This window comes from Streptomyces sp. NPDC059255 (assembly GCF_042752355.1).
GTDB lineage: Bacteria > Actinomycetota > Actinomycetes > Streptomycetales > Streptomycetaceae > Streptomyces.
Map to the genome: position 1 here is coordinate 1 of NZ_JBHYZP010000007.1, position 22,284 is coordinate 22,284.

The window sequence follows — 22,284 nt, forward strand, 5'->3', positions numbered from 1 at the left end:
GTGCACGTCGGAACGTCGGGAGGGCCAGGGCCGGGCCCCCACCAGGGGCCGGGCCGTCGCCGTACCTCGTGAGCCGGCCCGCCCGGCCATCGGTGTCGGGGAGGGCCGCTCATGCCGCCCGGTGCCGGCCCGCCTGGTGCCGGCCGCCCGGCCTCCTGCGTCGGGGAGCGTGGCTCATGGGCCGGGTACGGCGTCACGTGGCCGCCTCCTGCCCCCGTACCGCCAGGGCGAGCGTGCGGCGCGCCGCCGCGACGATCGCCGCGTCCACGAATCGCCCGTCGACCAGTGCCTGGGCGCCCGCCTCCTCGGCCGCCGCCTCGATGATCTCCTCCGCCGACGCGATCTCCTGCGGGGAGGGCCGGTAGGCGCGCTCGATCACCGGGAGCTGGCGCGGGTGGATGGCCGCTCTGCCGAGCAGGCCCAGCGCCCGGCCGTGGCGGCAGGAGGCCGCCAGCCCGTCCAGGTCCCGCACATCGGGGAAGACCGACTGGGCCGGGGGCGCCAGCCCCGCCGCCCGTGCCGCCACCACGGCCCGGCCGCGCGACCAGTCCAGGCCGCTGTCGTCCCGTACCCCCAGATCCGCGCGGAGGTCCGCCTCGCCCAGCGCGATGCCACGGACCGCCGGGTGCGCGGCGGCGATGGCGTGGGCGTGTTCCACGGCGAGGGCCGATTCGAGCAGCGCGTAGAGCGCGATGCCGGGGGCGCGGGCCGCCGCGCGGTGGATGCCGGAGGCGTGCGTGACCTTCGGCAGCCGGAGCCCGTCGAGCCCCGGCAGCGCGGCCACGGCGGGCAGATCCCGCTCGTCGGCGACCCGGACATGGACGGGGACCGGGTGCGGCCCGGCCAGGAACTCGGCGGTGGCGGCGCGCGCGTACGCCTTGCGCTCCGGCGCCACCGCGTCCTCCAGGTCGACGATCACCACGTCCGCCCCCGAGGAGAGCGCCTTCGCCATCACCTCCGGCCGGTCCCCGGGGACGTACAGCCAGGTCAGCGGGGTGGGCACGGCGGTCACAGCACGCCCTCGGCGCGCAGCACGGCGATCTCCGGCGCCGTCAGGCCCAGCTCGGTGAGGACGGTGTCCGTGTCCGCGCCGTGCGGACGGCCCGCCCAGCGGATGGCGCCGGGCGTCTCGGAGAGCCGGAAGAGGACGTTCTGCATCCGCAGCGGCCCCAGCTCGGGGTCCTCGACCTCCGTGATCGTGTCGAGCGCCCGGTACTGCGGATCGGCCATCACGTCCCGGATGTCGTAGACGGGCGCGATCGCCGCCTCGGCCCGCTCGAACGCGGCCAGCGCCTCGTCGCGGGTGTGCCGGGCCATCCAGGAGCCGACCGCGTCGTCCAGGGTGTCCGCGTGGCCGGCGCGCCCGCCGCCCGTCGTGAACCAGGGCTTGTCGATCAGCTCCGGGCGGCCGACCAGCCGCATCACCCGCTCCGCGACGGACTGCGCCGAGGTGGAGACCGCGAGCCAGGAGCCGTCGGCGGTGCGGTAGGTGTTGCGGGGCGCGTTGTTGCGGGAGCGGTTGCCGGTACGGGGCTGGACGTAGCCGAGCTGGTCGTACCAGAGCGGCTGCGGCCCCAGCGCGGCCAGGATCGGCTCGATGATCGCCAGGTCGACCACCTGGCCCCGGCCCGTGGCGTCCCGCCCGGCGAGCGCCGTCAGCACCGCGTACGCCGTGGCCAGCGCCGCGATCGAGTCGGCGAGGCCGAACGGCGGGAGGGTGGGCGGCCCGTCCGGTTCGCCGGTGGCGGCGGCGAAACCGCTCATCGCCTCGGCGAGTGTGCCGAAGCCGGGGCGGTGCGCGTACGGACCGTACTGGCCGAAGCCGGTCACCCGGGCCAGTACGAGCCGGGGGTTGGCCAGGGAGAGCTCGTCCCAGCCGAGGCCCCACTTCTCCAGGGTGCCGGGCCGGAAGTTCTCGATGATCACATCCGTCCGCGCGGTGAGCCCGAGCAGCAGCTCACGGCCGGCCCGGGTGGAGAGATCGAGGGTCATGGTCCGCTTGTTGCGGCCGAGCACCTTCCACCACAGGCCGACGCCGTCCTTGGCGGGGCCGTGCCCGCGCGAGGGGTCCGGGCGGCCGGGGTGCTCGACCTTGATCACCTCGGCGCCGAAGTCACCGAGGAGGGTGGCGGCCAGCGGCCCCGCGAAGAGCGTCGCGAGATCGAGGACGCGCATCCCGGCGAGGGCGAGCGGGCGGGGGTGTCCGGCGCCTCCGGACGCGGTGGCGGCGGCGGTCGTCCCGGTCCCGGTCGTCTCGTCCCTCCCGGTCCTGGTCGTCCTGGTCGGCTTGGTCGTCCCGGTCGTCATCGGGCCTCGATCTCGGTACGGGTGACGGTGCCGATGGCCGCGCGGGTCAGCTCCGCGAGGGTGTCGAAGCCGATGCTCTGGAACCCGGCGACGGAGGTCGCGAGCCGGTTCTTGAGGGGGGCGGTCCAGCGGTCGGGCAGCCGGGCCGGGTGGCCGGCCAGCAGACCGGCGACCGAACCGGCCGTCGCGCCGTTCGAGTCGGTGTCCCAGCCCCCGGACACGGCACGGCAGATGGAGCCGCTGAAGTCGCCGTCCGCATGGGTCAGCGCGGCGGCGAGCAGCGCGGCGTTCGGGACCGCGTGCACCCAGTGGTAGTGGCCGAGCTCGGCGTGCAGTACATCGGCCACGGCGTCGAACTCCCTCTCGGCACAGGCGGTTTCGATGCCGAGACGCACCGCCGCCGCCAGCCGCGAGCGGGGCGGTACGACGGAGAGCCCGGCCCGCAGGCACGCGTGGACATCGGCGCTCCTGGCCGCCGTGGCGATGACCGCCGCGACGAACATCGCGCCGTACACACCGTTGGCGGTGTGGGTGAGCGTCGCGTCCCGGTGGGCCTGCGCGGCGGCGGAGGCGGGGTCGCCGGGGTGGGTCCAGCCGTGGGTGTCGGCCCGGATGGCGGCGCCGATCCACTCCCGGAACGGGTTGCGGTGCCGGGCGGTGTCCGGCGGCTCGATCCCGGCGAGCAGATTGCGGTACGCGATCCGCTCGGCGGTGAAGGTACGCCCGGCCGGCAGCTCCTCCAGCCACACCCGGGCCACCTGCGCGGTGGTGAACTCCGGTCCGTGGCGCCGCAGGAGCAGCAGATTGAGGAGCGGGTAGTTGAGGTCGTCGTCCTCCGGCATCCCGTCGATGTTCTCGGCGAGCGAGTTCGGCGCGGAGCGCCGGTTCCAGGGGTACGCGGCCGACAGCTCCGGAGGTACGCCGCGCCCGGTGAACCAGGTGCGCGGCGGCCAGTTGCCGGTGGCGCGACCGAGGGCGCGGATGCCGGCGAGGGGGAGTTTCTCGACGGGCTTGCCGAGCAGACAGCCGGCGGCGCGGCCGAGCCAGGCGGCGTGCAACGCGGGCTGTGTGAGCGCCGGTCGGGCGCGCTGATCGCGCCCTTCCTCAGGTCCGGGGGGCCAGGAGGGGCAGGTGGCCCGGATCGCGGTGAGGCCGGTCGGCTCGGCCTCGGCGCGCGGCCGGGTCAGCTCGGCCAGCTCGTCGAGCAACCGCTCTGCCAGTGCGCGGAGTTGGGGGGCGGCCGGCGTCGGTGAGGCGCCGGCGCGATCCGGTGCGGGGGCGCCGCCCGCCGCGTGCCAGCGGCCGGCGATCTCCGAGGCGTCGCGGCCGTCCTCCGCCGCCTGACGCAGCTCATGGCCGAGGAGATCCTCGGGCTGCACCCAGGTGAGGCGCAGGCCCGCCGCCGCATGCCCCGCCGCCGCATCGCCGGTTGCCGTACGGCCTGTTGCCGCGTGCCCCGGTGCCGTGTGCCCCGGTGCCCTGTGCCCCGTCACCGTACGTCCGTTCACCGCGCGTCCTGAAGCCGACGCTCCGTCAGTTTCGCGAAGGCCGCCTCATGGGCGCGGCGCCGCTCCCGGTCCAGGGCGAACACCTCGTACGCCACCTCCGTCAACTCCCGTGCCGGGGAACGGAGATCGAGACGGCTCGCCTCGGCCACCCGGTCCGCCCACTCCGGCGGGACCGCCGCCGCGCCGCCGAGCGCCCCCGCGAGGGCACCGCTCATCGTGGCGATCGAGTCGCAGTCGCGGCCGTAGTTCACCGAACCGAGCACCGTACGGCGGTAGTCGCTCGCGCCGATCAGCAACATGCCCAACGCGATGGGCAGTTCCTCGATGGAATGCAGCCGGGACGGTCTGCGGGCGCCCAGGGAGGGGGCGCGGTAGTGCGGGCCGACGGTGTCGAAGGGGGCGACGGCCTCGCGCAGTCCGCGCAGCGCCGACTCCGTGCAGCGGTGGCGGGAGGCGACCTCGCACACCGCCTCGATCGCGGCGCGTGTGCCGTCCTTCGCGACGGCGAGGCAGGTCTCCACCACCGTGGCGGGCGTGGCGCCCGGCGCGCAGGCGGCGGCGACGGCGGCGGCGAAGACACCGGCCGCCTCCCGCCCGTACGAGGACTGGTGGGCGCCCGCCACATCGATCGCCTCGGCGTAAGCGGCCTGCGGATGCGCGGCGTTGATCAGCCCCACCGGAGCCATGTACATCGCCGCGCCGCAGTTGACGATGTTGCCCGTGCCCGCCTCACGCGGGTCGACGTGCCCGTAGTGCACCCGGGTGACCAGCCACTTCTCGGCGAGGAAGAGCCGCTGCAGGGGCAGCGCCTCGGCCTCCAGCTCGGGGATCCAGCGGGGCGTGGAGATCAGGTCGGGGACGAGGTGCTCGGCGACCGCGTACGCGTCGAGGTGGTCGCGGACGCGCGCGTACACCCGGATCAGGGCGTGGGTCATCAGGGTGTCGTCGGTGATGTGACCGTCGCCCTTGTGGTACGGGGCGAGCGGGCGCGCGGTGCGCCAGTCCTCGTACCAGGGGCCGACGATGCCGGTCACCCGGCCGCCGTGCCGTTCCACGATCTGCTCGGGGGAGTACCCCTCGACCGGCCCGCCGAGCGCGTCGCCGACGGCCGCGCCGGTCAGCGCGCCGGCGATCCGGTCGGCGAGGGTCGTCGTGGTCGTGGTCGTGGTCGCGGGCCCGGATGGGTCGGATGGCGAGGTGGAGGGCGTGACGGGAGGTGTGACGGGAGATTCAGAGGTGACGGGCGGTGGGGGAGTGCCGGGCGTCGGGGGAGGGCTCAGCGTCGTCATGTCGGAATTGTCCACCCGAAGCGGTCAGTTCCGTGGCTGCGAGGAGCCCGGCGAGTTCCACCAGATCCGTACCGGCGAACCGCGGCAGCGCGCACCCCGCGAGCGTGCGGCAGGCGTCCAGCCAGGCGACGGGCACGGTGTCCGCGCCCCCGAGCGCGCCGCTCAGCGCGCCGGCCAGGGCGGGGGCGGAGTCCGCGACCCGGGAGAGGCAGGCGGCGGCGGGCACCGCGCCGCTGACTTCGCCACGGGCGGCGAGGGTCAGGGCGAGGGCGACGGGCACGGTCTCGGCCGCGGCGATGCCGTAGCTGTAGACGTGGTCGACGATCTGATGCTCCAGCAGCGGTACGAGGGCGAAGGCGCCGGCCGGTTCCTCGGCGAAGTCCCGGGCCAGCTTGACGGCGTGGCGGGCGTTGCGGCCGATCTCCGTGGCGCCGGGAAGCTGGTCGAGCGCGGCGTCCACGGCCGCCTCGGGGTCCGCGCCGCCGAGCGCGGCGGCGACCGCCGCGGCCGTGGCGCGGGCGCCGTGCACCCCGTCGCCGTCCTGGGTGTAGCGGGCGTCGAACTCCGCGAGTGCGGCGGCGCCGGACGGGTCGCCGGGGTGGACGGTGGCGAGGACGGCGGCGCGGACACAGGCCGCGTCGTCGAAGTAGTGCGGGTTGTCGTGGCCGGTGGCGGGCGGGCGCAGGCCGGTGGCGAGATTGCCGAGGCCCGCGCGTACCGAGATCCGGGCCCGCAGGGGCGGCACGGCCGACTCGACCTCGGGCGCGCGCGCCGCCGCGGCGGCGATCTCACCGGCCAGGGAGTTCCAGGCGAGGTCGACGGCGATACGCATCCGGCGCGCCGGGGTGCTCCCGTCGAAGCGCGGGCCGGCTGCGGCGAGCACGCACTCGGCGGCGAAGGCGGCCCACTCGGCGTCGTCGGAAGGGCCGAGCCGGAGCGGTTCGGGCGGCTGGTTGAGGGCGATGGGAACGGGGAGCGTGGTGGTCGCGTTCTGCTCGGCGAAGGTGTCCAGCTCGCGCGTGAGCCGCCGGGTCCACTCGGGCATCCGGGCCGCCCGGTGCCGCGCGGCGGGCCACCCGGCGGCGTCCCCGGCGGCGAGCCCGAGGAGCAGGCCCTCGATCCGCCGTACGGGAACACGGCGCACGGCGGGCGGGGCGTCGGCGCGGGGACGGAGCCCGGCCACACCTCCGCCCGTGGCGCGCCCGGCGCTGTCCCCGTGCCGTCCTGTTGTCATGAGGCCGCCTCTTCGTCGTCGTACGGAGTGAGCAGGTCCGCGATGTCCAGGACGTGGTAGCCGCGCATCGAGGGCAGGCAGCTGCCCCGTACGGGACCGATGGCCGAGGCCCATTCCGGGGGGATCGCCCGCGCCCCTGACAGTGCCCCCGCCAGCGCGCCCGCGACCGCGGCCGTGGTGTCCGCGTCGCGGCCCATGTTGACGGCGGTGAGCACCGATGTACGGAAGTCACCGCGCGCCGCCGCGAACGCGCCGAAGGCCAGGCCGACCGCCTCCGGGGCCAGGTCGGTCCAGGGGTAGCCGCCGATGACCACCGCCGAACGGACCGCGCGCTCCCTCGTGAGTGTGTCCGGGTAGGCGCGCTGCGCGGCGACGACGCCGCGGCGCAGGGTGCGGGCCGTCCAGGAGTCCATGGGGACCACGGAGAGCGCCGCCGCGATCACCGAGGCCGGGCCGGCGCCCGTCATCGCGGCGGCCACCCCCGCCGCGACCGCCCGGCCGCCGTAGATGCCCTCGCCGTCGTGGCTGACCCGGCCGTCGACGGCGACCAGCCGCGCCGCCTCCTCGGGGCGGCCCGCCGCGAAGACCCCGAAGGGTGCGGCGCGCATCGCGAGCCCGTCGCTCCACGCGTGCCGGTGCTGGGCGGTGATCGGCGCGGCGAGCCCGCGCCTGAGGTTCTCCAGGGTGCCGCGCTCGCTGAAACCGGCGCCGCGGAACGGGCCCTCGTCGTGGTCCGCGAGCCAGTGGTGCCACGCCTTCTCGACATGGGCGACGGTCAGCGCGGAGCCGTGCCGGGCGAGCAGCAGCCCGGAGAAGATGGCGTACTCGGTGTCGTCCGTACCGGCCGGGCTGTCGGACACGAAGCCCTCGATCCGGCCCCAGCGGTGCCGGATCTCGGAGGGCCGCAGGTTCTCGGCGGGCGCGCCGAGCGCGTCCCCGACGGCCAGCCCCAGCAGCGCGCCGCGCGCCCGGTCACGTACCACCGCGATCCCGGCGGCGGGGTCGCATACGGTCTGCCCCATCGTGTGACCCCTTACCTGCGCGGCGCGAACACCGCACCCACCGAACACCGCGTGGTGTGCATCTCGCGCCTTCTTTCCGGCATCCCTGCCACGCGGAACACCGGACAAGTCCCGTGGAACCCCCGTGTCACCCGGCTGGCACCCGGCGGCCCCACCACGGGCTCCGTGCCCCTCCCCGCCCCCTCTCCCGACCCTCCCCCACCCCCTCCCGAGGCCTGGTAAGTACGGCCTTCCTTGCTGGCGGGAGCGATTTTTCGTGCGTATTTTCGAAGCGTTGGGGGGTGTGGACCGGTCCGCGGACGGACCCGGAACCGCCCCCGTGAAGGGGAGAACCATGTCCATCATCGAAACCGAGGCCACACTCCACGAGGCCCACCGCGACAATCACACGCACCGCGATGTGAACGGCGGCTGGCTGCGCCCCGCGGTGTTCGGCGCGATGGACGGGCTGGTCTCCAACCTGGCACTGATGACCGGGGTCGCCGGCGGCGCCGTCTCGCAGCAGACGATCGTGATCACCGGGCTGGCGGGGCTCGCCGCGGGCGCCTTCTCCATGGCCGCGGGCGAGTACACCTCCGTGGCCTCCCAGCGGGAGCTGGTCCAGGCCGAACTCGACGTCGAGCGGCGGGAGTTGCGCAAGCACCCGGCGGACGAGATGGCCGAGCTGGCCGCGCTCTACGTCTCCCGGGGTGTGCAGCCCGAGCTGGCCCGCGAGGTGGCCGAGCAGCTCTCGCACGACCCCGAGCAGGCACTGGAGATCCACGCCCGCGAGGAACTGGGCATCGACCCGGACGACCTGCCGTCGCCGCTGGTCGCCGCCGTGTCGTCGTTCGGCTCCTTCGCGCTGGGCGCGCTGCTGCCGGTCCTGCCCTACCTGCTCGGCGCCACCGTGCTCTGGCCCGCGGTGCTGCTCGCCCTCGTCGGGCTCTTCGCCTGCGGTGCGCTGGTGGCCCGGGTGACCGCGCGGAGCTGGTGGTACAGCGGGCTGCGGCAGCTCGTCCTCGGCGGTACGGCCGCGGCGCTCACGTACGGGCTCGGAGCGCTGTTCGGCGCCGCGCTGTAACCCCTCCTGGACCCTCCTGCCCCGGCCCCGCCGGGAAGCCACGGCCCGGAAACCCTCCGTACATCCGCCCGGCACATCGCGCGGCCGAAATGTTTCCCTCGACGCGCGCCGTCCGGCAGGTAAAATGATCCTTCCTGTGACCTACGTCCCTGAGCGTTCCGGCCTGGTGGATGCGACACTATGCCTGGCGCCACATATGTAGCCGTAACCCGGCGGTTTCGAGTCGTTCATCACCGGGCATGAGGCGTAAGCGCCGCAGGCAATGAAGCCGGCTCCGCCTCAGCCGTCCGGACGACGATCTGTCCGTACGCGCCCCCGCATCCACCGTTACGAGCGGTGTCCACATGCTGGAACGCGCTATCCGCTTCCCGAGAAGCTTTCCATCATGTAACCTGCACGAAATTTCTTGGAGGGCCAGCGTCGTCCCTCGGTAAATGCATATGCCAAGCCGATACACACGACGACGGGAGAGCCGATGCGTTCCGACGCCTGGTCGCCCATGGACGGTCGCCCCGCCCCGCAAGGGATGTACGACCCCCGTAACGAGCACGACGCCTGCGGCGTCGGCTTTGTGGCCACCCTCACCGGTGTTGCCAGCCATGAGCTGGTGGAGCAGGCGCTGACCGTACTGCGCAATCTCGAACACCGCGGCGCCACCGGCTCCGAGCCCGACTCCGGCGACGGCGCCGGCATCCTCCTCCAGGTGCCGGACGCCTTCCTCCGCGAGGTCGCCGGCTTCGAGCTGCCCGTGGCCGGCTCGTACGCCGTCGGCATCGGCTTCCTGCCCGCCGACGACGCCACGGACGCCGTCTCGCGCATCGGGACGATCGCCGCCGAAGAGGGCCTGACCGTCCTCGGCTGGCGCGAGGTCCCCGTCGCCCCCGAGCTGCTCGGCGCGTCCGCCCGCGCGACGATGCCCGCCTTCCGCCAGCTCTTCGTCTCGGACGGCACGAGCAGCGGCATCGCCCTGGACCGCAAGGCGTTCGTGCTGCGCAAGCGCGCCGAGCGCGAGGCGGGGGTCTACTTCCCCTCCCTCTCCGCCCGGACCGTCGTCTACAAGGGCATGCTCACCACCGGCCAGCTCGAACCGTTCTTCCCCGACCTGTCGGACCGCCGGTTCGCGACCGCCATCGCGCTGGTCCACTCGCGGTTCTCCACCAACACCTTCCCGAGCTGGCCGCTCGCCCACCCGTACCGCTTCGTCGCGCACAACGGCGAGATCAACACGGTCAAGGGCAACCGCAACTGGATGCGCGCCCGTGAGTCCCAGCTCGCCTCCGGCCTCTTCGGCGCGGACCGTACGGAGAAGCTGGAGCGGATCTTCCCCGTCTGTACGCCGGACGCCTCCGACTCCGCCTCCTTCGACGAGGTCCTGGAGCTGATCCACCTCGGCGGCCGGTCGCTGCCGCACTCCGTGCTGATGATGGTCCCCGAGGCGTGGGAGAACCACGACTCGATGGACGCCGACCGGCGCGCCTTCTACCAGTTCCACGCCACGATGATGGAGCCGTGGGACGGCCCCGCCTGCGTCACCTTCACCGACGGCACCCAGGTCGGCGCGGTCCTCGACCGCAACGGGCTGCGCCCCGGGCGCTACTGGGTGACCGACGACGGACTCGTCGTCCTCTCCTCCGAGGTCGGCGTCCTCGACATCGACCCGGCGAAGGTCGTCCGCAAGGGCCGCCTCCAGCCCGGCCGGATGTTCCTCGTCGACACCGCCGAGCACCGCATCATCGAGGACGACGAGATCAAGGAGTCCCTCGCCGCCGAGCAGCCCTACAAGGAGTGGCTGGAGACCGGCGAGATCGAGCTGTCCGACCTCCCCGAGCGCGAGCACATCGTGCACACCCACGCCTCGGTCACGCGCCGCCAGCAGACCTTCGGCTACACCGAGGAGGAGCTGCGCGTCCTGCTCGCGCCGATGGCCCGCGCGGGCGCCGAGCCCATCGGCTCCATGGGCACGGACTCGCCGATCGCCGCGCTCTCCGCCCGGCCCCGGCTGCTCTTCGACTACTTCACCCAGCTCTTCGCGCAGGTCACCAACCCGCCGCTGGACGCCATCCGCGAGGAACTGGTCACCTCGCTGCGCTCCTCGCTCGGCCCCCAGGGCAACCTGCTGGAGCCGACCGCCGCGTCCTGCCGCAGCGTCACCCTGCCCTTCCCGGTGATCGACAACGACGAGCTGGCCAAGCTCGTCCACATAAACGCCGACGGCGACATGCCGGGCATGAAGGCCGCCACGCTCTCCGGTCTCTACCGGGTGAGCGGCGGCGGTGACGCCCTCGCCGCCCGGATCGAGGAGATCTGCGCCGAGACCGACGCCGCCATCGACAGCGGCGCCCGGATCATCGTGCTCTCCGACCGGCACTCCGACGCCGAGCACGCGCCGATCCCCTCGCTGCTGCTCACCGCCGCCGTCCACCACCACCTCATCCGTACCAAGCAGCGCACCCAGGTGGGGCTGCTGGTCGAGGCCGGGGACGTCCGCGAGGTGCACCACGTCGCGCTGCTCATCGGCTTCGGCGCCGCCGCCGTCAACCCGTATCTCGCCATGGAGTCCGTCGAGGACCTGGTCCGCGCCGGTACGTTCATCGAGGGCCTGGCGCCCGAGCAGGCGATCCGCAACCTGATCTACGCGCTCGGCAAGGGCGTCCTCAAGGTGATGTCCAAGATGGGCATCTCCACCGTCGCCTCCTACCGCGGCGCGCAGGTCTTCGAGGCCGTCGGCCTGGACCAGGCGTTCGTCGACAAGTACTTCAACGGCACCGCCACCAAGATCGGCGGCGCCGGTCTCGACGTCGTCGCCCAGGAGGTCGCCGCCCGGCACGCCAAGGGCTACCCCGCCTCCGGGATCTCCGCGAGCCATCGCAAGCTGGAGATCGGCGGCGAGTACCAGTGGCGCCGCGAGGGCGAGCCGCACCTGTTCGACCCGGAGACGGTCTTCCGCCTCCAGCACGCCACGCGCTCGCGCCGCTACGACGTCTTCAAGCAGTACACCGACCGGGTGAACGAGCAGTCCGAGCGGCTGATGACGCTGCGCGGCCTCTTCAACTTCGCCGCCGGCCGTACGCCCGTACCGCTGGACGAGGTCGAGCCCGCCTCCGAGATCGTCAAGCGCTTCTCCACCGGCGCCATGTCGTACGGCTCCATCTCCCAGGAGGCGCACGAGACGCTGGCCATCGCCATGAACCAGCTCGGCGCCAAGTCCAACACCGGCGAGGGCGGCGAGGACGCGGAGCGGCTGTACGACCCGGCCCGCCGCTCCTCCATCAAGCAGGTCGCCTCCGGGCGCTTCGGCGTCACCAGCGAGTACCTCGTCAACGCCGACGACATCCAGATCAAGATGGCCCAGGGCGCCAAGCCCGGCGAGGGCGGCCAGCTGCCGGGACACAAGGTCTACCCGTGGGTGGCCAGGACCCGGCACTCCACCCCCGGAGTCGGCCTGATCTCCCCGCCGCCGCACCACGACATCTACTCCATCGAGGACCTCGCCCAGCTCATCCACGACCTGAAGAACGCCAGCCCGGGGGCCCGCATCCACGTGAAGCTGGTCTCCGAGGTCGGCGTCGGCACCGTCGCCGCCGGGGTCTCCAAGGCACACGCCGACGTCGTGCTGATCTCCGGACACGACGGCGGCACGGGCGCCTCCCCGCTCACCTCGCTCAAGCACGCGGGCGGCCCCTGGGAGCTGGGCCTCGCCGAGACCCAGCAGACGCTGCTGCTCAACGGCCTGCGCGACCGTATCGTCGTGCAGACCGACGGCCAGCTCAAGACGGGTCGTGACGTCGTCATCGCCGCGCTCCTCGGCGCCGAGGAGTACGGTTTCGCGACCGCGCCGCTCGTCGTCTCCGGCTGCGTCATGATGCGCGTCTGCCACCTGGACACCTGCCCGGTCGGCATCGCCACCCAGAACCCGGTGCTGCGCGAGCGCTTCTCCGGCAAGGCCGAGTACATCGTCAACTTCTTCCAGTTCATCGCCGAAGAAGTCCGCGAACTCCTCGCCGAGCTGGGCTTCCGCACCCTCGAAGAGGCCGTGGGCCACGCCGAGCTCCTCAACACCGAGCGCGCCGTCGACCACTGGAAGGCCCAGGGTCTCGACCTCGCGCCGCTCTTCCACGTACCGGAGCTGCCCGAGAACGCCCCGCGCCACCAGGTCGTCGCGCAGGACCACGGCCTGGAGAAGGCCCTCGACAACGAGCTGATCAGGCTCGCCGCCGACGCCCTCAACGCGGACAGCGCCGAAGCCGCCCAGCCCGTACGGGCACAGGTCGCCATCCGGAACATCAACCGGACCGTGGGCACCATGCTCGGCCACCAGGTGACCAAGAAGTTCGGTGGCGCCGGCCTGCCCGACGACACCATCGACATCACCTTCACCGGCTCCGCGGGCCAGTCCTTCGGCGCCTTCCTGCCGAGCGGTGTCACCCTGCGCCTGGAGGGCGACGCCAACGACTACGTCGGCAAGGGCCTCTCCGGCGGCCGGGTCGTCGTACGCCCCGACCGCGGCGCCGAACACCTGGCCGAGTACTCCACCATCGCCGGCAACACCATCGGCTACGGCGCCACCGGCGGCGAGCTGTTCCTGCGCGGCCGCACCGGCGAACGCTTCTGCGTCCGCAACTCCGGCGCCACGGTCGTCTCCGAGGGTGTCGGCGACCACGGCTGCGAGTACATGACCGGCGGCCACGCCGTCGTCCTCGGCGAGACCGGACGCAACTTCGCGGCCGGCATGTCCGGCGGCGTCGCGTACGTCGTCGACCTCGACCCGGACAACGTCAACGCCGGGAACCTGTCGGCCGTCGAACCCCTCGACGACACCGACAAGCAGTGGCTGCACGACGTGGTGCGCCGCCACCAGGAGGAGACGGGCTCCACCGTCGCCGGGAAGCTGCTGGCCGAGTGGGACACCGCGGTGGACCGCTTCAGCAAGATCATCCCGACCACTTACAAGGCAGTGCTCGCCGCCAAGGACGCCGCCGAGCTGGCAGGTCTCTCCGAGACCGAGACCACCGAGAAGATGATGGAGGCGGCGACCAATGGCTGACCCGAAGGGCTTTCTCACCACCGGGCGCGAAGTCGCCACGTCCCGCCCCGTCGAGGAGCGCGTCAAGGACTGGAACGAGGTCTACGTTCCGGGCTCGCTGCTCCCCATCATCAGCAAGCAGGCCGGGCGCTGCATGGACTGCGGCATCCCGTTCTGTCACAACGGCTGTCCGCTCGGAAACCTGATCCCCGAGTGGAACGACTACGCCTACCGCGAGGACTGGACGGCGGCGAGCGAGCGCCTGCACGCCACCAACAACTTCCCGGAGTTCACCGGACGGCTCTGCCCGGCGCCCTGCGAGTCCGCCTGTGTCCTCGCGATCAACCAGCCCGCCGTCACCATCAAGAACGTCGAAGTCTCCATCATCGACAAGGCGTGGGACAGCGGCGACGTCACCCCGCAGCCGCCCGAGCGCCTCTCCGGCAAGACCGTCGCCGTCATCGGCTCGGGCCCGGCCGGCCTCGCGGCCGCCCAGCAGCTCACCCGGGCCGGTCACACGGTCGTGGTGTACGAGCGGGCCGACCGTATCGGCGGGCTGCTGCGCTACGGCATCCCCGAGTTCAAGATGGAGAAGTCGCACATCAACCGCCGTATCGAGCAGATGCGCGCGGAGGGCACCAAGTTCCGTACCGAGACCGAGATCGGCCGGGACATCACCGCGCAGACGCTGCGCAAGCGGTACGACGCCGTTGTCATCGCCGCGGGCGCCACCATCTCGCGCGACCTGCCCGTCCCGGGCCGCGAGCTCAAGGGCATCCACTTCGCGATGGAGTACCTGCCCCTCTCCAACAAGGTGCAGGAGGGCGACCTGACGGTCTCCCCGATCACCGCCGAGGGCAAGCACGTGGTCGTCATCGGCGGCGGCGACACCGGCGCGGACTGCGTGGGTACGGCGCACCGCCAGGGCGCCGCCTCGGTCACCCAGCTGGAGATCATGCCGAAGCCCGGCGCCGAGCGCGCCGCGCACCAGCCGTGGCCGACCTTCCCCATGCTCTACAAGGTCACCTCCGCGCACGAGGAGGGCGGCGAGCGGATCTACTCCGTCTCCACCACCCACTTCGAGGGCGACGAGGACGGCAACGTCCAGTCCCTGCACCTGATCGAGGTGGAGTTCAAGGACGGCAAGCTGAACCAGAAGGCGGGCACCGAGCGGGTCCTCCCCGCCCAGCTCGTCACACTGGCGATGGGCTTCACCGGCACCGACCAGGAGAACGGCCTGGTCGAGCAGTTCGGTCTCGACCTCGACCAGCGCGGCAACATCGCGCGGGACGCGGACTTCGCGACCAACGTGCCCGGCGTGTATGTCGCGGGTGACGCGGGCCGTGGCCAGTCCCTGATCGTGTGGGCGATCGCGGAGGGCCGCTCGGCGGCGGCGGGTGTGGACCGCCACCTCACCGGGGCCAGCGACCTGCCGGCCCCGATCCGCCCGACGGACCGCGCGCTGATGGCCTGATCCGCGAGTACCGCACCACACGCACCACCGCACCACCGCACCACCCAAGAGACTCCCGTACAACGGCGTACGGGCGGTGTCGGCCCGGGGAGCGTCTCCCGGGCCCTCCCGCAAGACGCGGCGCCTGCCCCAGTCCCCGACCGGACCCATGGCAGGCGCCGTGGCGTGCGTCCGGGACCGGTGCGTCCGAACCAGTGGGAGAATCAGGGGAATTCAGCCCCCTCGACCGAAGAGGACCGCGCATGGTCACCGCCCCTGGTTCCGCCCCGTCCGGCCCGGCCATCAGCCTGCGCAAGGTGGAGGAGACGGCCCCCGCGCTGGTCAGCCTCTACCGGAGCGCGAAGGTGTCGCTGGAGAAGAACGGGCTGAGCGGGGAGCGCGCGGCCGTCTACCTCGTCCTCGACTACTCGGGCTCGATGCGGGAGTACTACCGGGACGGCACCGTCCAGGCCCTCGCGGACCGCGTCCTCGGTCTCTCCGCGAACCTGGACGACGACGGCATCGTCCCCGTCGTCGTCTTCTCCACCGACATCGACGCGCGGACGGAGATCTCCCTCGCCGGTCACGAGGACCGTATCGCCAAGATCATCGCCTCCCTGGGGCACATGGGGAAGACCAGCTACCACCTGGCGATGGACGCCGTGATCGACCACTACCTCGACAGCGGCTCGACCGCCCCCGCCCTCGTCGTCTTCCAGACGGACGGCGGCCCGATCAGCAGACCGGCGGCCGAGCGCTACCTCTGCAAGGCCGCCAAGCTGCCGCTGTTCTGGCAGTTCATCGGCTTCGGCGACCCGGACAGCCGCCAGTTCGACTTCCTCCGCAAGCTCGACGAACTCCCGGTACCGGAGAAACGCGCCGTCGACAACGCGGGCTTCTTCCACGCGGGCCAGGACCCGCGCGAACTCCCGGACAGCGAGCTGTACGACCGGCTGACCGGCGAGTTCCCGCACTGGCTGGCGGCCGCGCGGGCGCAGGGCATCGTCCCGTGACGCTCCGTGTCCTGCGCGCCGGGAGCCGTGCCGCCGTACCGTGGCGCAACGGCGGCGGCGTCACCCGCGAGATCGCCTGCCGGCCCGAGGACGCGGGTACGGCCGGGTTCGACTGGCGGATCAGCCTCGCGGATGTCGCGGCTAACGGTCCGTTCTCCGCCTTCCCCGGCGTCGACCGGATCCTGACCATGGTCGAGGGCGCGGGCATGGACCTCACGGTCGGCGGACGGCGCCGGCTGGTCGACGAGGCTTATGTCCCGGCGTCCTTCCCGGGGGACCGGCCGACCGAGTGCCTCCTCCTGTCCGGGCCGGTCGTCAACTTCAACGTCATGTACCGCAGGGACCGTACGTCCGCGGAGGTCGCCGTCGTACGGGGCACCCTCCCCGTCCCCGTACCCGTGGCGGGCGGTGGGACGGTGGTGGCCGTGGCCCTGGAGACACCGATGGTCCTGGAGACACCGGTGGTGCCGGAGACCTCGGTGGTCCAGGGCGGCACCCCGCTCGACCGCTACGACGCGGTGATCCTGACGCCCTCCTCCGGACCGGTGACCCTTCGCGGCGAGGGGCGCACGGCACTCGTCACGCTCCGGACCGTCCCGCCGCCCCTCCGGTCGCGCTGAGCGGGCCGGCCTCGCGCGCCTCCAGCGCGAGCGCCCCGCTCGGGCAGAGGTGCACGGCCTCCCGCACCTTGTCGAGGTCGTCCTCCCCGACCTCGTCGACCAGGACGACGACCGTGCCGTCGTCGTCGCTCTGGTCGAACAGCTCAGGCGCCGTGAGGACGCACTGACCGGCGCCCACGCAACGCGCGCGGTCCGCGACGATCCGCAGTTCGGTGCTCATGGGTTCTCCCTTCTCACCAACTGACCGGCAGTTCGTATATGCCGTAGACGGTGCTGTCGTCCTTGAACGCCAGCTTCTCGACGGGCGCCGCGAGCTTCAGCCCCGGGACCCGCCGGAACAGGGTGTCGAAGACGATCTGCAGCTCCATTCTGGCCAGGTTCTGCCCCAGGCACTGGTGCGCGCCGAACCCGAAGGCGAGGTGGTTACGGGCGCCGCGCTCGATGTCCAGCTCGTCCGGGCGCGGGTAGACCGCCGGATCGTGGTTGCCCGCGTTGCTGAGGACGAGTACCCCTTCGCCCTCCCGGATGAGCACCCCGCCGAGCTCCACGTCCGCCGCGGCCACCCGCGAGACCGCGGCGTCGGCGATGGTGAAGGAGCGCAGCAGTTCCTCGACGGCCGCAGGGGTCCGCGCCGGGTCCGCGCGGAGCGCCGCCAGCTCGTCCGGGTGCTCCAGCAGCGCCATGGTGCCCAGCGAGATCATGTTCGCGGTGGTCTCGTGGCCCGCGATGAGCAGCAGGAACGCCAGGCCGATCAGGTCCTCACGGTCGTACGTGCCGGCCTCGCGGTGCTTCAGGATCTGCCGCCCGAGCAGATCGTCGGTCGGCTCCCGCTCCTTGTCCGCGATCAGGCTCTCCAGATACGCGTGCAACTCGTCCCGCGCGTGGACCTTCTTGTGGACCGCCGCGGTGCGGCTGATCAGCTGGGACGAATGCCGCTGGAAGAAGTCGTGGTCCGCGTACGGGACCCCCAGCTGCTCGCAGATGACCAGCGAGGGCACGGGCAGGGACAGCGCCGTCACCAGGTCCGCGGGACGGGGCCCGGCGAGCATGGCGTCCAGACACTCGTCCACGATCTGCTGGATCCGGGGCTGGAGCGCCCGCATCCGCCGCACGGTGAACTCACCGAGCACGCTGCGCCGCGCCGGGCCGTGCTCCGGCGGATCCATGCTGATCATCGTGGGCAGCGCCTTGGCGGCGAGCGCCTGCGCGCCCTCGCTGAGGGCGGGGAATCCGGGCGCGCCCCGGTCCGAGCTGAACCGGGGATCGGCGAGAAGCGTACGGATGTCCTCGTGCCGGCTGACCGCCCACGCGGTGGCACCGGTGGGCAGTGTGACCCGCGCGATTGGGGCCTCCTCGCGCAGCCGCTCGTACTCGCCGGGCGGGGCGTAGGGGCAGGCGCGGGGGATGGGCAGCGTCATGTCGGTCCGATCGTGCTGATCGGACCGGCCGGTTACGCCGGGCCGGTCATCGACATCGGGAGTGTTGCTCATCGGATCGCTCCATTTCAGGCTTACAGGCCAAAAGCGGATCACTCGTGCACACCTTCGACAGTAACTAAGTGGAGGTTTTTCGTCCAGATGAGGGGTGGCAGAATCGGCCATCGCTTACGGTGCCCTTATGGAAAGGCGGTGCCATGGCGGAAGACGCCGCAAGGCCCCTCCGGGCCGACGCCCGGCGCAACCGCGACCAGATCCTCGCGGCGGCCAAGCGGGTGTTCGGCGCCCAGGGGCCCGACGTGCCGATGGAGGAGATCGCCCGGCAGGCCGGGGTCGGCACCGGCACGCTCTACCGGCGCTTCCCCGACCGGACGTCGCTCATCCTGGCCGTCGCGCACGACAGCTTCGCGAAGGTCCTCGCGGAGGCCCAGGCGGCGGTCGCCGAGGAGCGGAGCGCCTGGAACGCCCTGGTGAGAGTGGTCCGTACGTCACGGGAGCTCCAGGTGAGCGTGCACCTCACGATCCTCTCCGCGTCGGCGTCCCACGCCGCCCTGGTGGACCCGGAGGTCACCCGGTTCCAGCGTGAGCTGCTCGGGCTCCTGGACGAGGTGGTCCACGCGGCCCAGCGGGAGGGCACCCTGCGCCCGGACGTCGGAACCGGCGACGTCGCCGCGCTGCTCTCCCTGCTGCTGCGGCCGCTGGGCGCCCTGCCGAGCATCGAGTCGTGGCAGATCTCGGAGCGCGCCATGGCCCTGCTCCTCGACTCCCTGCGTACCCCGTCGCGCTCCAGCCTCCCCGGCGAGCCCCTGACCCTGCACAACCTGAAACCCGGCCTCACCGCAGACCCGTGAAGTGCGTCACGGTTCCGCGAAACGGGCCGTACGGCTGTGCGGTGCGCGGCGGCGGCAACGGCCCACGCCTGTCGGCCGATCCGGGGGCGCCCCGTCGACGGGCCGGGAGCGGTGTTCCCCGGCTCCGCCCCCAGGGAGACTTAGGCCACCCTTCCCTGTCGCCGGGGCGCCTGGTAGAGATGGTGGGGTTCTGTCAGCACATCGGAAGTCTCGCCATGAACCAGGACAAGAATCCCGGCCTCATACCCTTCACGATCGACCTGACCTTCGAGGAGGCCCGGCGACGGGCCGAGGTCGTGGCCGCGCTCGGCCCCGACTGGGACCCGGTGGCCGCTCTCCGGGGCGAGGACGAAGCGTACGCCCTCCTCTACTCGGGCCTGGACGCCGAGCAGCAGCGCACGTACGACATGCTGGTGGCGGCCGGCGTCCTGCCAGGGGAGGACCCGGGCCATGCGGCTGCCCATTGACCCGCAGGCGGACCCGGCCCGCCGGGCCTGGGTGGCCTGCCCGGTCTGCGACGATGCCCGCCACTGCGCGACCTGCGCCGACCGGCGCAACTGCGGTGAGCACTGGCGCTATCTGATCGCCAACGACGGGCCGGTCCTCCACCTCCAGTGCCCGAAGTGCACCTCTGCGTGGTCGCTGAACACCCGCCCCGGTGTCACCCGCCCCGGAGGCAACACCCCCTGCTCCTGACCGCCGTGCCATCGCGAGGCGAAAAGGCGACACAAGGTGTCGGGTATGCGGGGTTGGCTGTAGGCATGACATTCACCTGGGCCGATTTCGTCTCGGCGGAGCCGCGCTTCGCCGGGACCGTTCAGCGGCGATTCGAGACGTACCGCCACCATGTGCTCGCCACCCTCAGAAAGGACGGCTCCCCGCGCCTCACCGGGCTCGAAGTCACCTTCCGTTGGGGGGAGTTGTGGCTCGGGATGATGCCCCATTCACGCAAGGCGCAGGACCTGGCCCGCGATCCCCGATTTGCCCTGCACGCGAATCCGGGAACAGATGACCGAATGGGGGACGGTGACGTGAGGATCGGCGGGCGCGCGGTGGAGGTGCTGGACGGCGAGGTACGGGCGCGCTTTGCCGCCGGGCTGTCTCCGCCGGAGCCGTTCCTGCTCTTCCGGGCCGAGCCCGAAGAGGTCGTGGCGACCTCCGTCGACGGGACTGACCTGGTGCTTCGGGTCTGGCGGCCGGGCGGCCCGATGCGCACCCTGCGGCGGGGCTCCGGGGACGAACCGGTCCGCGAGGAGCCGTACGGAGAGGTTCGGGCGGAGGGGCGTACGGAGTCCCGTGAAGGCGATTGAGGCAAGGGCGCGATCATGTGGGGAGTACCACTCCGTGGCCGGCGACGGAGCGTGCTAGGCTGACCGCGTTGCAGTTTTGGTACCCATGAACTTTATGTGCGCCTGACGGGAATGTTCCTCAGGCGCATTATTGTTTTCGCCGGCTTCTCCGGATGGGGCTCAATGCGGCGACGAGGAATCCGTGAAGTGCGGATTTCCGGCTCTGCACCTGTTTTAGGAGAATGACATGGCTACTGGCACCGTGAAGTGGTTCAACTCGGAAAAGGGCTTCGGCTTCATCGAGCAGGACGGCGGCGGCGCCGACGTCTTCGCCCACTACTCGAACATCGCCACCTCGGGCTTCCGTGAGCTCCAGGAGGGCCAGAAGGTCTCGTTCGACGTCACGCAGGGCCAGAAGGGCCCGCAGGCGGAGAACATCGTCCCGGCCTGATTTCCCGGACGTTGTACCTCGCAGCCGGGGCTCGCACCTGCACGGTGCGGGCCCCGGCTCGCGCTGTCCAAGGCCCCGGCCGTCCTCAGGCCCAGGAAGGCTAGTACCGAATGACTCGATCCGAACGCCCGGCACGTGCACCCAGACCTGCCGGTAAGCGCCCGGTGAACTCCCGCGCCAGGGGAGGCGCCGCGAAGGCACCCGCCCGTCGCCCCGCCCCCCGGCCGCAGGAATTCACGCTGCCGGAGACCCTCACCCCCGCACTGCCCGCCGTCGAGGCGTTCGACGAGCTGGACATGCCCGCAGGGCTGCTGAAAACCCTCACCGCCCAGGGCGTCACCCAACCCTTCCCGATCCAGGGCGCGACCCTGCCGAACTCCCTCGCGGGCCGGGACATCCTCGGCCGCGGACGGACCGGTTCCGGCAAGACGCTCGCCTTCGGGCTGGCGCTGCTGGCCCGTACGGCCGGCCGCCGGGCCGAGCCGCGCGCGCCGCTCGCCCTCGTGCTGGTGCCCACCCGCGAGCTGGCGCAGCAGGTCACCGACGCGCTCACCCCGTACGCGACCGCCGTCAACCTGAAGCTGACCACGGTGGTCGGCGGGCTCTCCATCGGCAAACAGGCGGGCGCGCTGCGGCGTGGCGCCGAGGTGCTCGTGGCCACGCCCGGGCGGCTGATCGACCTCATCGAGCGCGGTGACTGCCGGCTCGACCAGGTCTCGATCACCGTGCTCGACGAGGCCGACCAGATGGCCGACATGGGCTTCATGCCCCAGGTCACGGCGCTGCTCAAGCAGGTCGAGCCGGACGGGCAGCGGATGCTGTTCTCGGCGACGCTGGACAAGAACATCGACCGGCTCGTACGGCAGTACCTCACCGACCCCGTCGTGCACTCCGTCGACCCGTCCCAGGGCGCGGTCACCACGATGGAGCACCACGTGCTGTACGTCCTGGACGAGACGGACAAGAAGGAAGTCACCACGCGGATCGCCGCGCGGGACGGCCGGGTCCTGCTCTTCCTGGACACCAAGCGCTCCGTGGACCGGCTGGTCAAGCGGCTGCTGGCGAGCGGCGTACGGGCCTCGGGGCTGCACGGCGGCCGTTCGCAGCCGCAGCGCAACCGGACCCTCGACCAGTTCAAGAACGGTCTGGTCACCTGCCTCGTGGCGACCAATGTGGCGGCGCGCGGCATCCACGTCGACGATCTCGACCTAGTCGTGAACGTGGACCCGCCCGTCGACCACAAGGACTACCTCCACCGCGGCGGGCGCACCGCCAGGGCGGGGGAGTCCGGCAGTGTCGTCACGCTCGTCCTGCCCGAGCAGCGGCGCGAGATGACCCGGCTGATGTCCGACGCGGGGATCGCGCCGAAGTCCGCGCGGATCAAGTCCACCGACGAGGAACTGGCGACGCTCACCGGTGCGCGGGTGCCCTCCGGCGTCGCCGTCACCATCGAGGTGCCGCAGCCCCCGGTCCAGCAGAAGCCGAAGGCGCAGCGGACCCGCACGTCCCGGCCGTCCCGGAGCAACATGGGCGGCGGCGCGGGCGCGACCGGTGGCGGTTCGTCCCGCGGTGGCCGTGGCCGCCGCGGCGGCTCCGGCGGTTCCGGCGGCGCGGGCGGCGGCTCCGGCCGCGGCGCCCAGGGCGGACGGCGTACTGCCGCCTGAGCGGGAAGAACCGAGGGCGGGGCCCCGCGGGGGGGGGGGACCCGCCCCCCGGCCCCCCCCC

Annotated in this window: 19 protein-coding genes; 11 read left to right on the forward strand and 8 right to left on the reverse strand. The window is 72.5% G+C overall.

The window, feature by feature from the left end:
- Positions 1 to 193: 193 nt before the first annotated feature.
- The 6 genes from ACFXKG_RS11685 to ACFXKG_RS11710 all read right to left on the reverse strand — a co-directional run bounded on the left by ACFXKG_RS11685 (position 194) and on the right by ACFXKG_RS11710 (position 7,360).
- Entirely contained in the window at positions 194 to 1,012 is an 819-nt protein-coding gene (locus ACFXKG_RS11685; RefSeq protein WP_384835952.1) for an HpcH/HpaI aldolase/citrate lyase family protein, read from the reverse strand.
- Positions 1,009 to 2,175, reverse strand: a complete 1,167-nt coding sequence (locus tag ACFXKG_RS11690) for a CaiB/BaiF CoA transferase family protein (protein ID WP_384836526.1) — start codon at positions 2,173 to 2,175, stop codon at positions 1,009 to 1,011. Before ACFXKG_RS11690 ends, ACFXKG_RS11685 begins: the two co-directional genes overlap by 4 nt.
- A gap of 128 nt (positions 2,176 to 2,303) precedes the next feature.
- Complete coding sequence (locus ACFXKG_RS11695; protein WP_384836529.1) at positions 2,304 to 3,701, reverse strand: ADP-ribosylglycohydrolase family protein; 1,398 nt, start codon at positions 3,699 to 3,701, stop codon at positions 2,304 to 2,306.
- Between the two features lie 110 nt (positions 3,702 to 3,811).
- On the reverse strand, positions 3,812 to 5,104 hold the full coding sequence (locus ACFXKG_RS11700) for an ADP-ribosylglycohydrolase family protein (protein ID WP_384835955.1): 1,293 nt from the start codon (positions 5,102 to 5,104) through the stop codon (positions 3,812 to 3,814).
- On the reverse strand, positions 5,046 to 6,338 hold the full coding sequence (locus ACFXKG_RS11705) for an ADP-ribosylglycohydrolase family protein (RefSeq protein ID WP_384835958.1): 1,293 nt from the start codon (positions 6,336 to 6,338) through the stop codon (positions 5,046 to 5,048). Before ACFXKG_RS11705 ends, ACFXKG_RS11700 begins: the two co-directional genes overlap by 59 nt.
- Entirely contained in the window at positions 6,335 to 7,360 is a 1,026-nt protein-coding gene (locus ACFXKG_RS11710) for an ADP-ribosylglycohydrolase family protein (protein ID WP_384835961.1), read from the reverse strand. The genes ACFXKG_RS11705 and ACFXKG_RS11710 overlap by 4 nt, the downstream gene beginning before the upstream one ends.
- A gap of 334 nt (positions 7,361 to 7,694) precedes the next feature.
- Between ACFXKG_RS11710 and ACFXKG_RS11715 the strand changes: the two genes are divergently transcribed.
- From ACFXKG_RS11715 to ACFXKG_RS11735, 5 genes are all read left to right on the forward strand, one after another.
- Positions 7,695 to 8,423, forward strand: a complete 729-nt coding sequence (locus ACFXKG_RS11715; protein ID WP_384835964.1) for a VIT1/CCC1 transporter family protein — start codon at positions 7,695 to 7,697, stop codon at positions 8,421 to 8,423.
- Between the two features lie 475 nt (positions 8,424 to 8,898).
- Entirely contained in the window at positions 8,899 to 13,467 is a 4,569-nt protein-coding gene (gltB, locus tag ACFXKG_RS11720) for a glutamate synthase large subunit (RefSeq protein WP_384835967.1), read from the forward strand.
- On the forward strand, positions 13,460 to 14,920 hold the full coding sequence (locus ACFXKG_RS11725) for a glutamate synthase subunit beta (protein ID WP_384835970.1): 1,461 nt from the start codon (positions 13,460 to 13,462) through the stop codon (positions 14,918 to 14,920). Before gltB ends, ACFXKG_RS11725 begins: the two co-directional genes overlap by 8 nt.
- A gap of 242 nt (positions 14,921 to 15,162) precedes the next feature.
- The gene (locus ACFXKG_RS11730) at positions 15,163 to 15,912 is read left to right on the forward strand and encodes a vWA domain-containing protein (RefSeq protein WP_384835973.1); all 750 of its coding nucleotides are present in this window, start codon (positions 15,163 to 15,165) and stop codon (positions 15,910 to 15,912) included.
- Positions 15,909 to 16,532: a HutD family protein gene (locus ACFXKG_RS11735; RefSeq protein WP_384835976.1), complete on the forward strand. Its 624-nt coding sequence runs from the start codon at positions 15,909 to 15,911 to the stop codon at positions 16,530 to 16,532. Before ACFXKG_RS11730 ends, ACFXKG_RS11735 begins: the two co-directional genes overlap by 4 nt.
- Here ACFXKG_RS11735 and ACFXKG_RS11740 read toward each other — a convergent pair.
- Together ACFXKG_RS11740 and ACFXKG_RS11745 are read right to left on the reverse strand one after the other, a co-directional pair.
- Entirely contained in the window at positions 16,492 to 16,752 is a 261-nt protein-coding gene (locus tag ACFXKG_RS11740; protein WP_384835979.1) for a ferredoxin, read from the reverse strand. The genes ACFXKG_RS11735 and ACFXKG_RS11740 overlap by 41 nt on opposite strands.
- Positions 16,753 to 16,765: 13 nt before the next feature.
- Positions 16,766 to 17,950, reverse strand: a complete 1,185-nt coding sequence (locus tag ACFXKG_RS11745; protein WP_384835982.1) for a cytochrome P450 — start codon at positions 17,948 to 17,950, stop codon at positions 16,766 to 16,768.
- A 215-nt stretch (positions 17,951 to 18,165) separates the two neighbouring features.
- Here ACFXKG_RS11745 and ACFXKG_RS11750 point away from each other — a divergent pair, with 215 nt between their 5' ends.
- The 6 genes from ACFXKG_RS11750 (at position 18,166) to ACFXKG_RS11775 (ending at position 22,223) form a co-directional block, all read left to right on the forward strand.
- Complete coding sequence (locus ACFXKG_RS11750; RefSeq protein WP_384835985.1) at positions 18,166 to 18,819, forward strand: TetR/AcrR family transcriptional regulator; 654 nt, start codon at positions 18,166 to 18,168, stop codon at positions 18,817 to 18,819.
- Positions 18,820 to 19,034: 215 nt separating this feature from the next.
- Positions 19,035 to 19,286 (forward strand): DUF6400 family protein, encoded by a 252-nt coding sequence (locus tag ACFXKG_RS11755; RefSeq protein ID WP_384835988.1) that lies wholly within the window; start codon positions 19,035 to 19,037, stop codon positions 19,284 to 19,286.
- A complete protein-coding gene (locus ACFXKG_RS11760) occupies positions 19,270 to 19,515 on the forward strand; it encodes a hypothetical protein (protein ID WP_384835991.1) in 246 nt (81 codons plus the stop codon). Before ACFXKG_RS11755 ends, ACFXKG_RS11760 begins: the two co-directional genes overlap by 17 nt.
- 65 nt (positions 19,516 to 19,580) lie before the next feature.
- Positions 19,581 to 20,129 (forward strand): pyridoxamine 5'-phosphate oxidase family protein, encoded by a 549-nt coding sequence (locus ACFXKG_RS11765; RefSeq protein ID WP_384835994.1) that lies wholly within the window; start codon positions 19,581 to 19,583, stop codon positions 20,127 to 20,129.
- A 226-nt stretch (positions 20,130 to 20,355) separates the two neighbouring features.
- Positions 20,356 to 20,559 (forward strand): cold-shock protein, encoded by a 204-nt coding sequence (locus tag ACFXKG_RS11770; RefSeq protein WP_003969786.1) that lies wholly within the window; start codon positions 20,356 to 20,358, stop codon positions 20,557 to 20,559.
- A gap of 110 nt (positions 20,560 to 20,669) precedes the next feature.
- Positions 20,670 to 22,223, forward strand: coding sequence for a DEAD/DEAH box helicase (locus ACFXKG_RS11775; RefSeq protein WP_384835997.1), 1,554 nt, complete (start codon positions 20,670 to 20,672; stop codon positions 22,221 to 22,223).
- The last annotated feature ends 61 nt before the right edge of the window (positions 22,224 to 22,284 follow it).

Coding starts and splice junctions, on each gene's coding strand:
- ACFXKG_RS11750 (WP_384835985.1), top strand. CDS start 18,166: ATGGCGGAAGACGCCGCAAGGCCCCTCCGGGCCGACGCCCGGCGCAAC.
- ACFXKG_RS11760 (WP_384835991.1), top strand. CDS start 19,270: ATGCGGCTGCCCATTGACCCGCAGGCGGACCCGGCCCGCCGGGCCTGG.
- ACFXKG_RS11740 (WP_384835979.1), bottom strand. CDS start 16,752: ATGAGCACCGAACTGCGGATCGTCGCGGACCGCGCGCGTTGCGTGGGC.
- ACFXKG_RS11745 (WP_384835982.1), bottom strand. CDS start 17,950: ATGACGCTGCCCATCCCCCGCGCCTGCCCCTACGCCCCGCCCGGCGAG.
- ACFXKG_RS11725 (WP_384835970.1), top strand. CDS start 13,460: ATGGCTGACCCGAAGGGCTTTCTCACCACCGGGCGCGAAGTCGCCACG.
- ACFXKG_RS11705 (WP_384835958.1), bottom strand. CDS start 6,338: ATGACAACAGGACGGCACGGGGACAGCGCCGGGCGCGCCACGGGCGGA.
- ACFXKG_RS11690 (WP_384836526.1), bottom strand. CDS start 2,175: ATGCGCGTCCTCGATCTCGCGACGCTCTTCGCGGGGCCGCTGGCCGCC.
- ACFXKG_RS11775 (WP_384835997.1), top strand. CDS start 20,670: ATGACTCGATCCGAACGCCCGGCACGTGCACCCAGACCTGCCGGTAAG.
- ACFXKG_RS11770 (WP_003969786.1), top strand. CDS start 20,356: ATGGCTACTGGCACCGTGAAGTGGTTCAACTCGGAAAAGGGCTTCGGC.
- ACFXKG_RS11765 (WP_384835994.1), top strand. CDS start 19,581: ATGACATTCACCTGGGCCGATTTCGTCTCGGCGGAGCCGCGCTTCGCC.
- ACFXKG_RS11730 (WP_384835973.1), top strand. CDS start 15,163: ATGGTCACCGCCCCTGGTTCCGCCCCGTCCGGCCCGGCCATCAGCCTG.
- ACFXKG_RS11710 (WP_384835961.1), bottom strand. CDS start 7,360: ATGGGGCAGACCGTATGCGACCCCGCCGCCGGGATCGCGGTGGTACGT.
- gltB (WP_384835967.1), top strand. CDS start 8,899: ATGCGTTCCGACGCCTGGTCGCCCATGGACGGTCGCCCCGCCCCGCAA.
- ACFXKG_RS11755 (WP_384835988.1), top strand. CDS start 19,035: ATGAACCAGGACAAGAATCCCGGCCTCATACCCTTCACGATCGACCTG.
- ACFXKG_RS11700 (WP_384835955.1), bottom strand. CDS start 5,104: ATGACGACGCTGAGCCCTCCCCCGACGCCCGGCACTCCCCCACCGCCC.
- ACFXKG_RS11715 (WP_384835964.1), top strand. CDS start 7,695: ATGTCCATCATCGAAACCGAGGCCACACTCCACGAGGCCCACCGCGAC.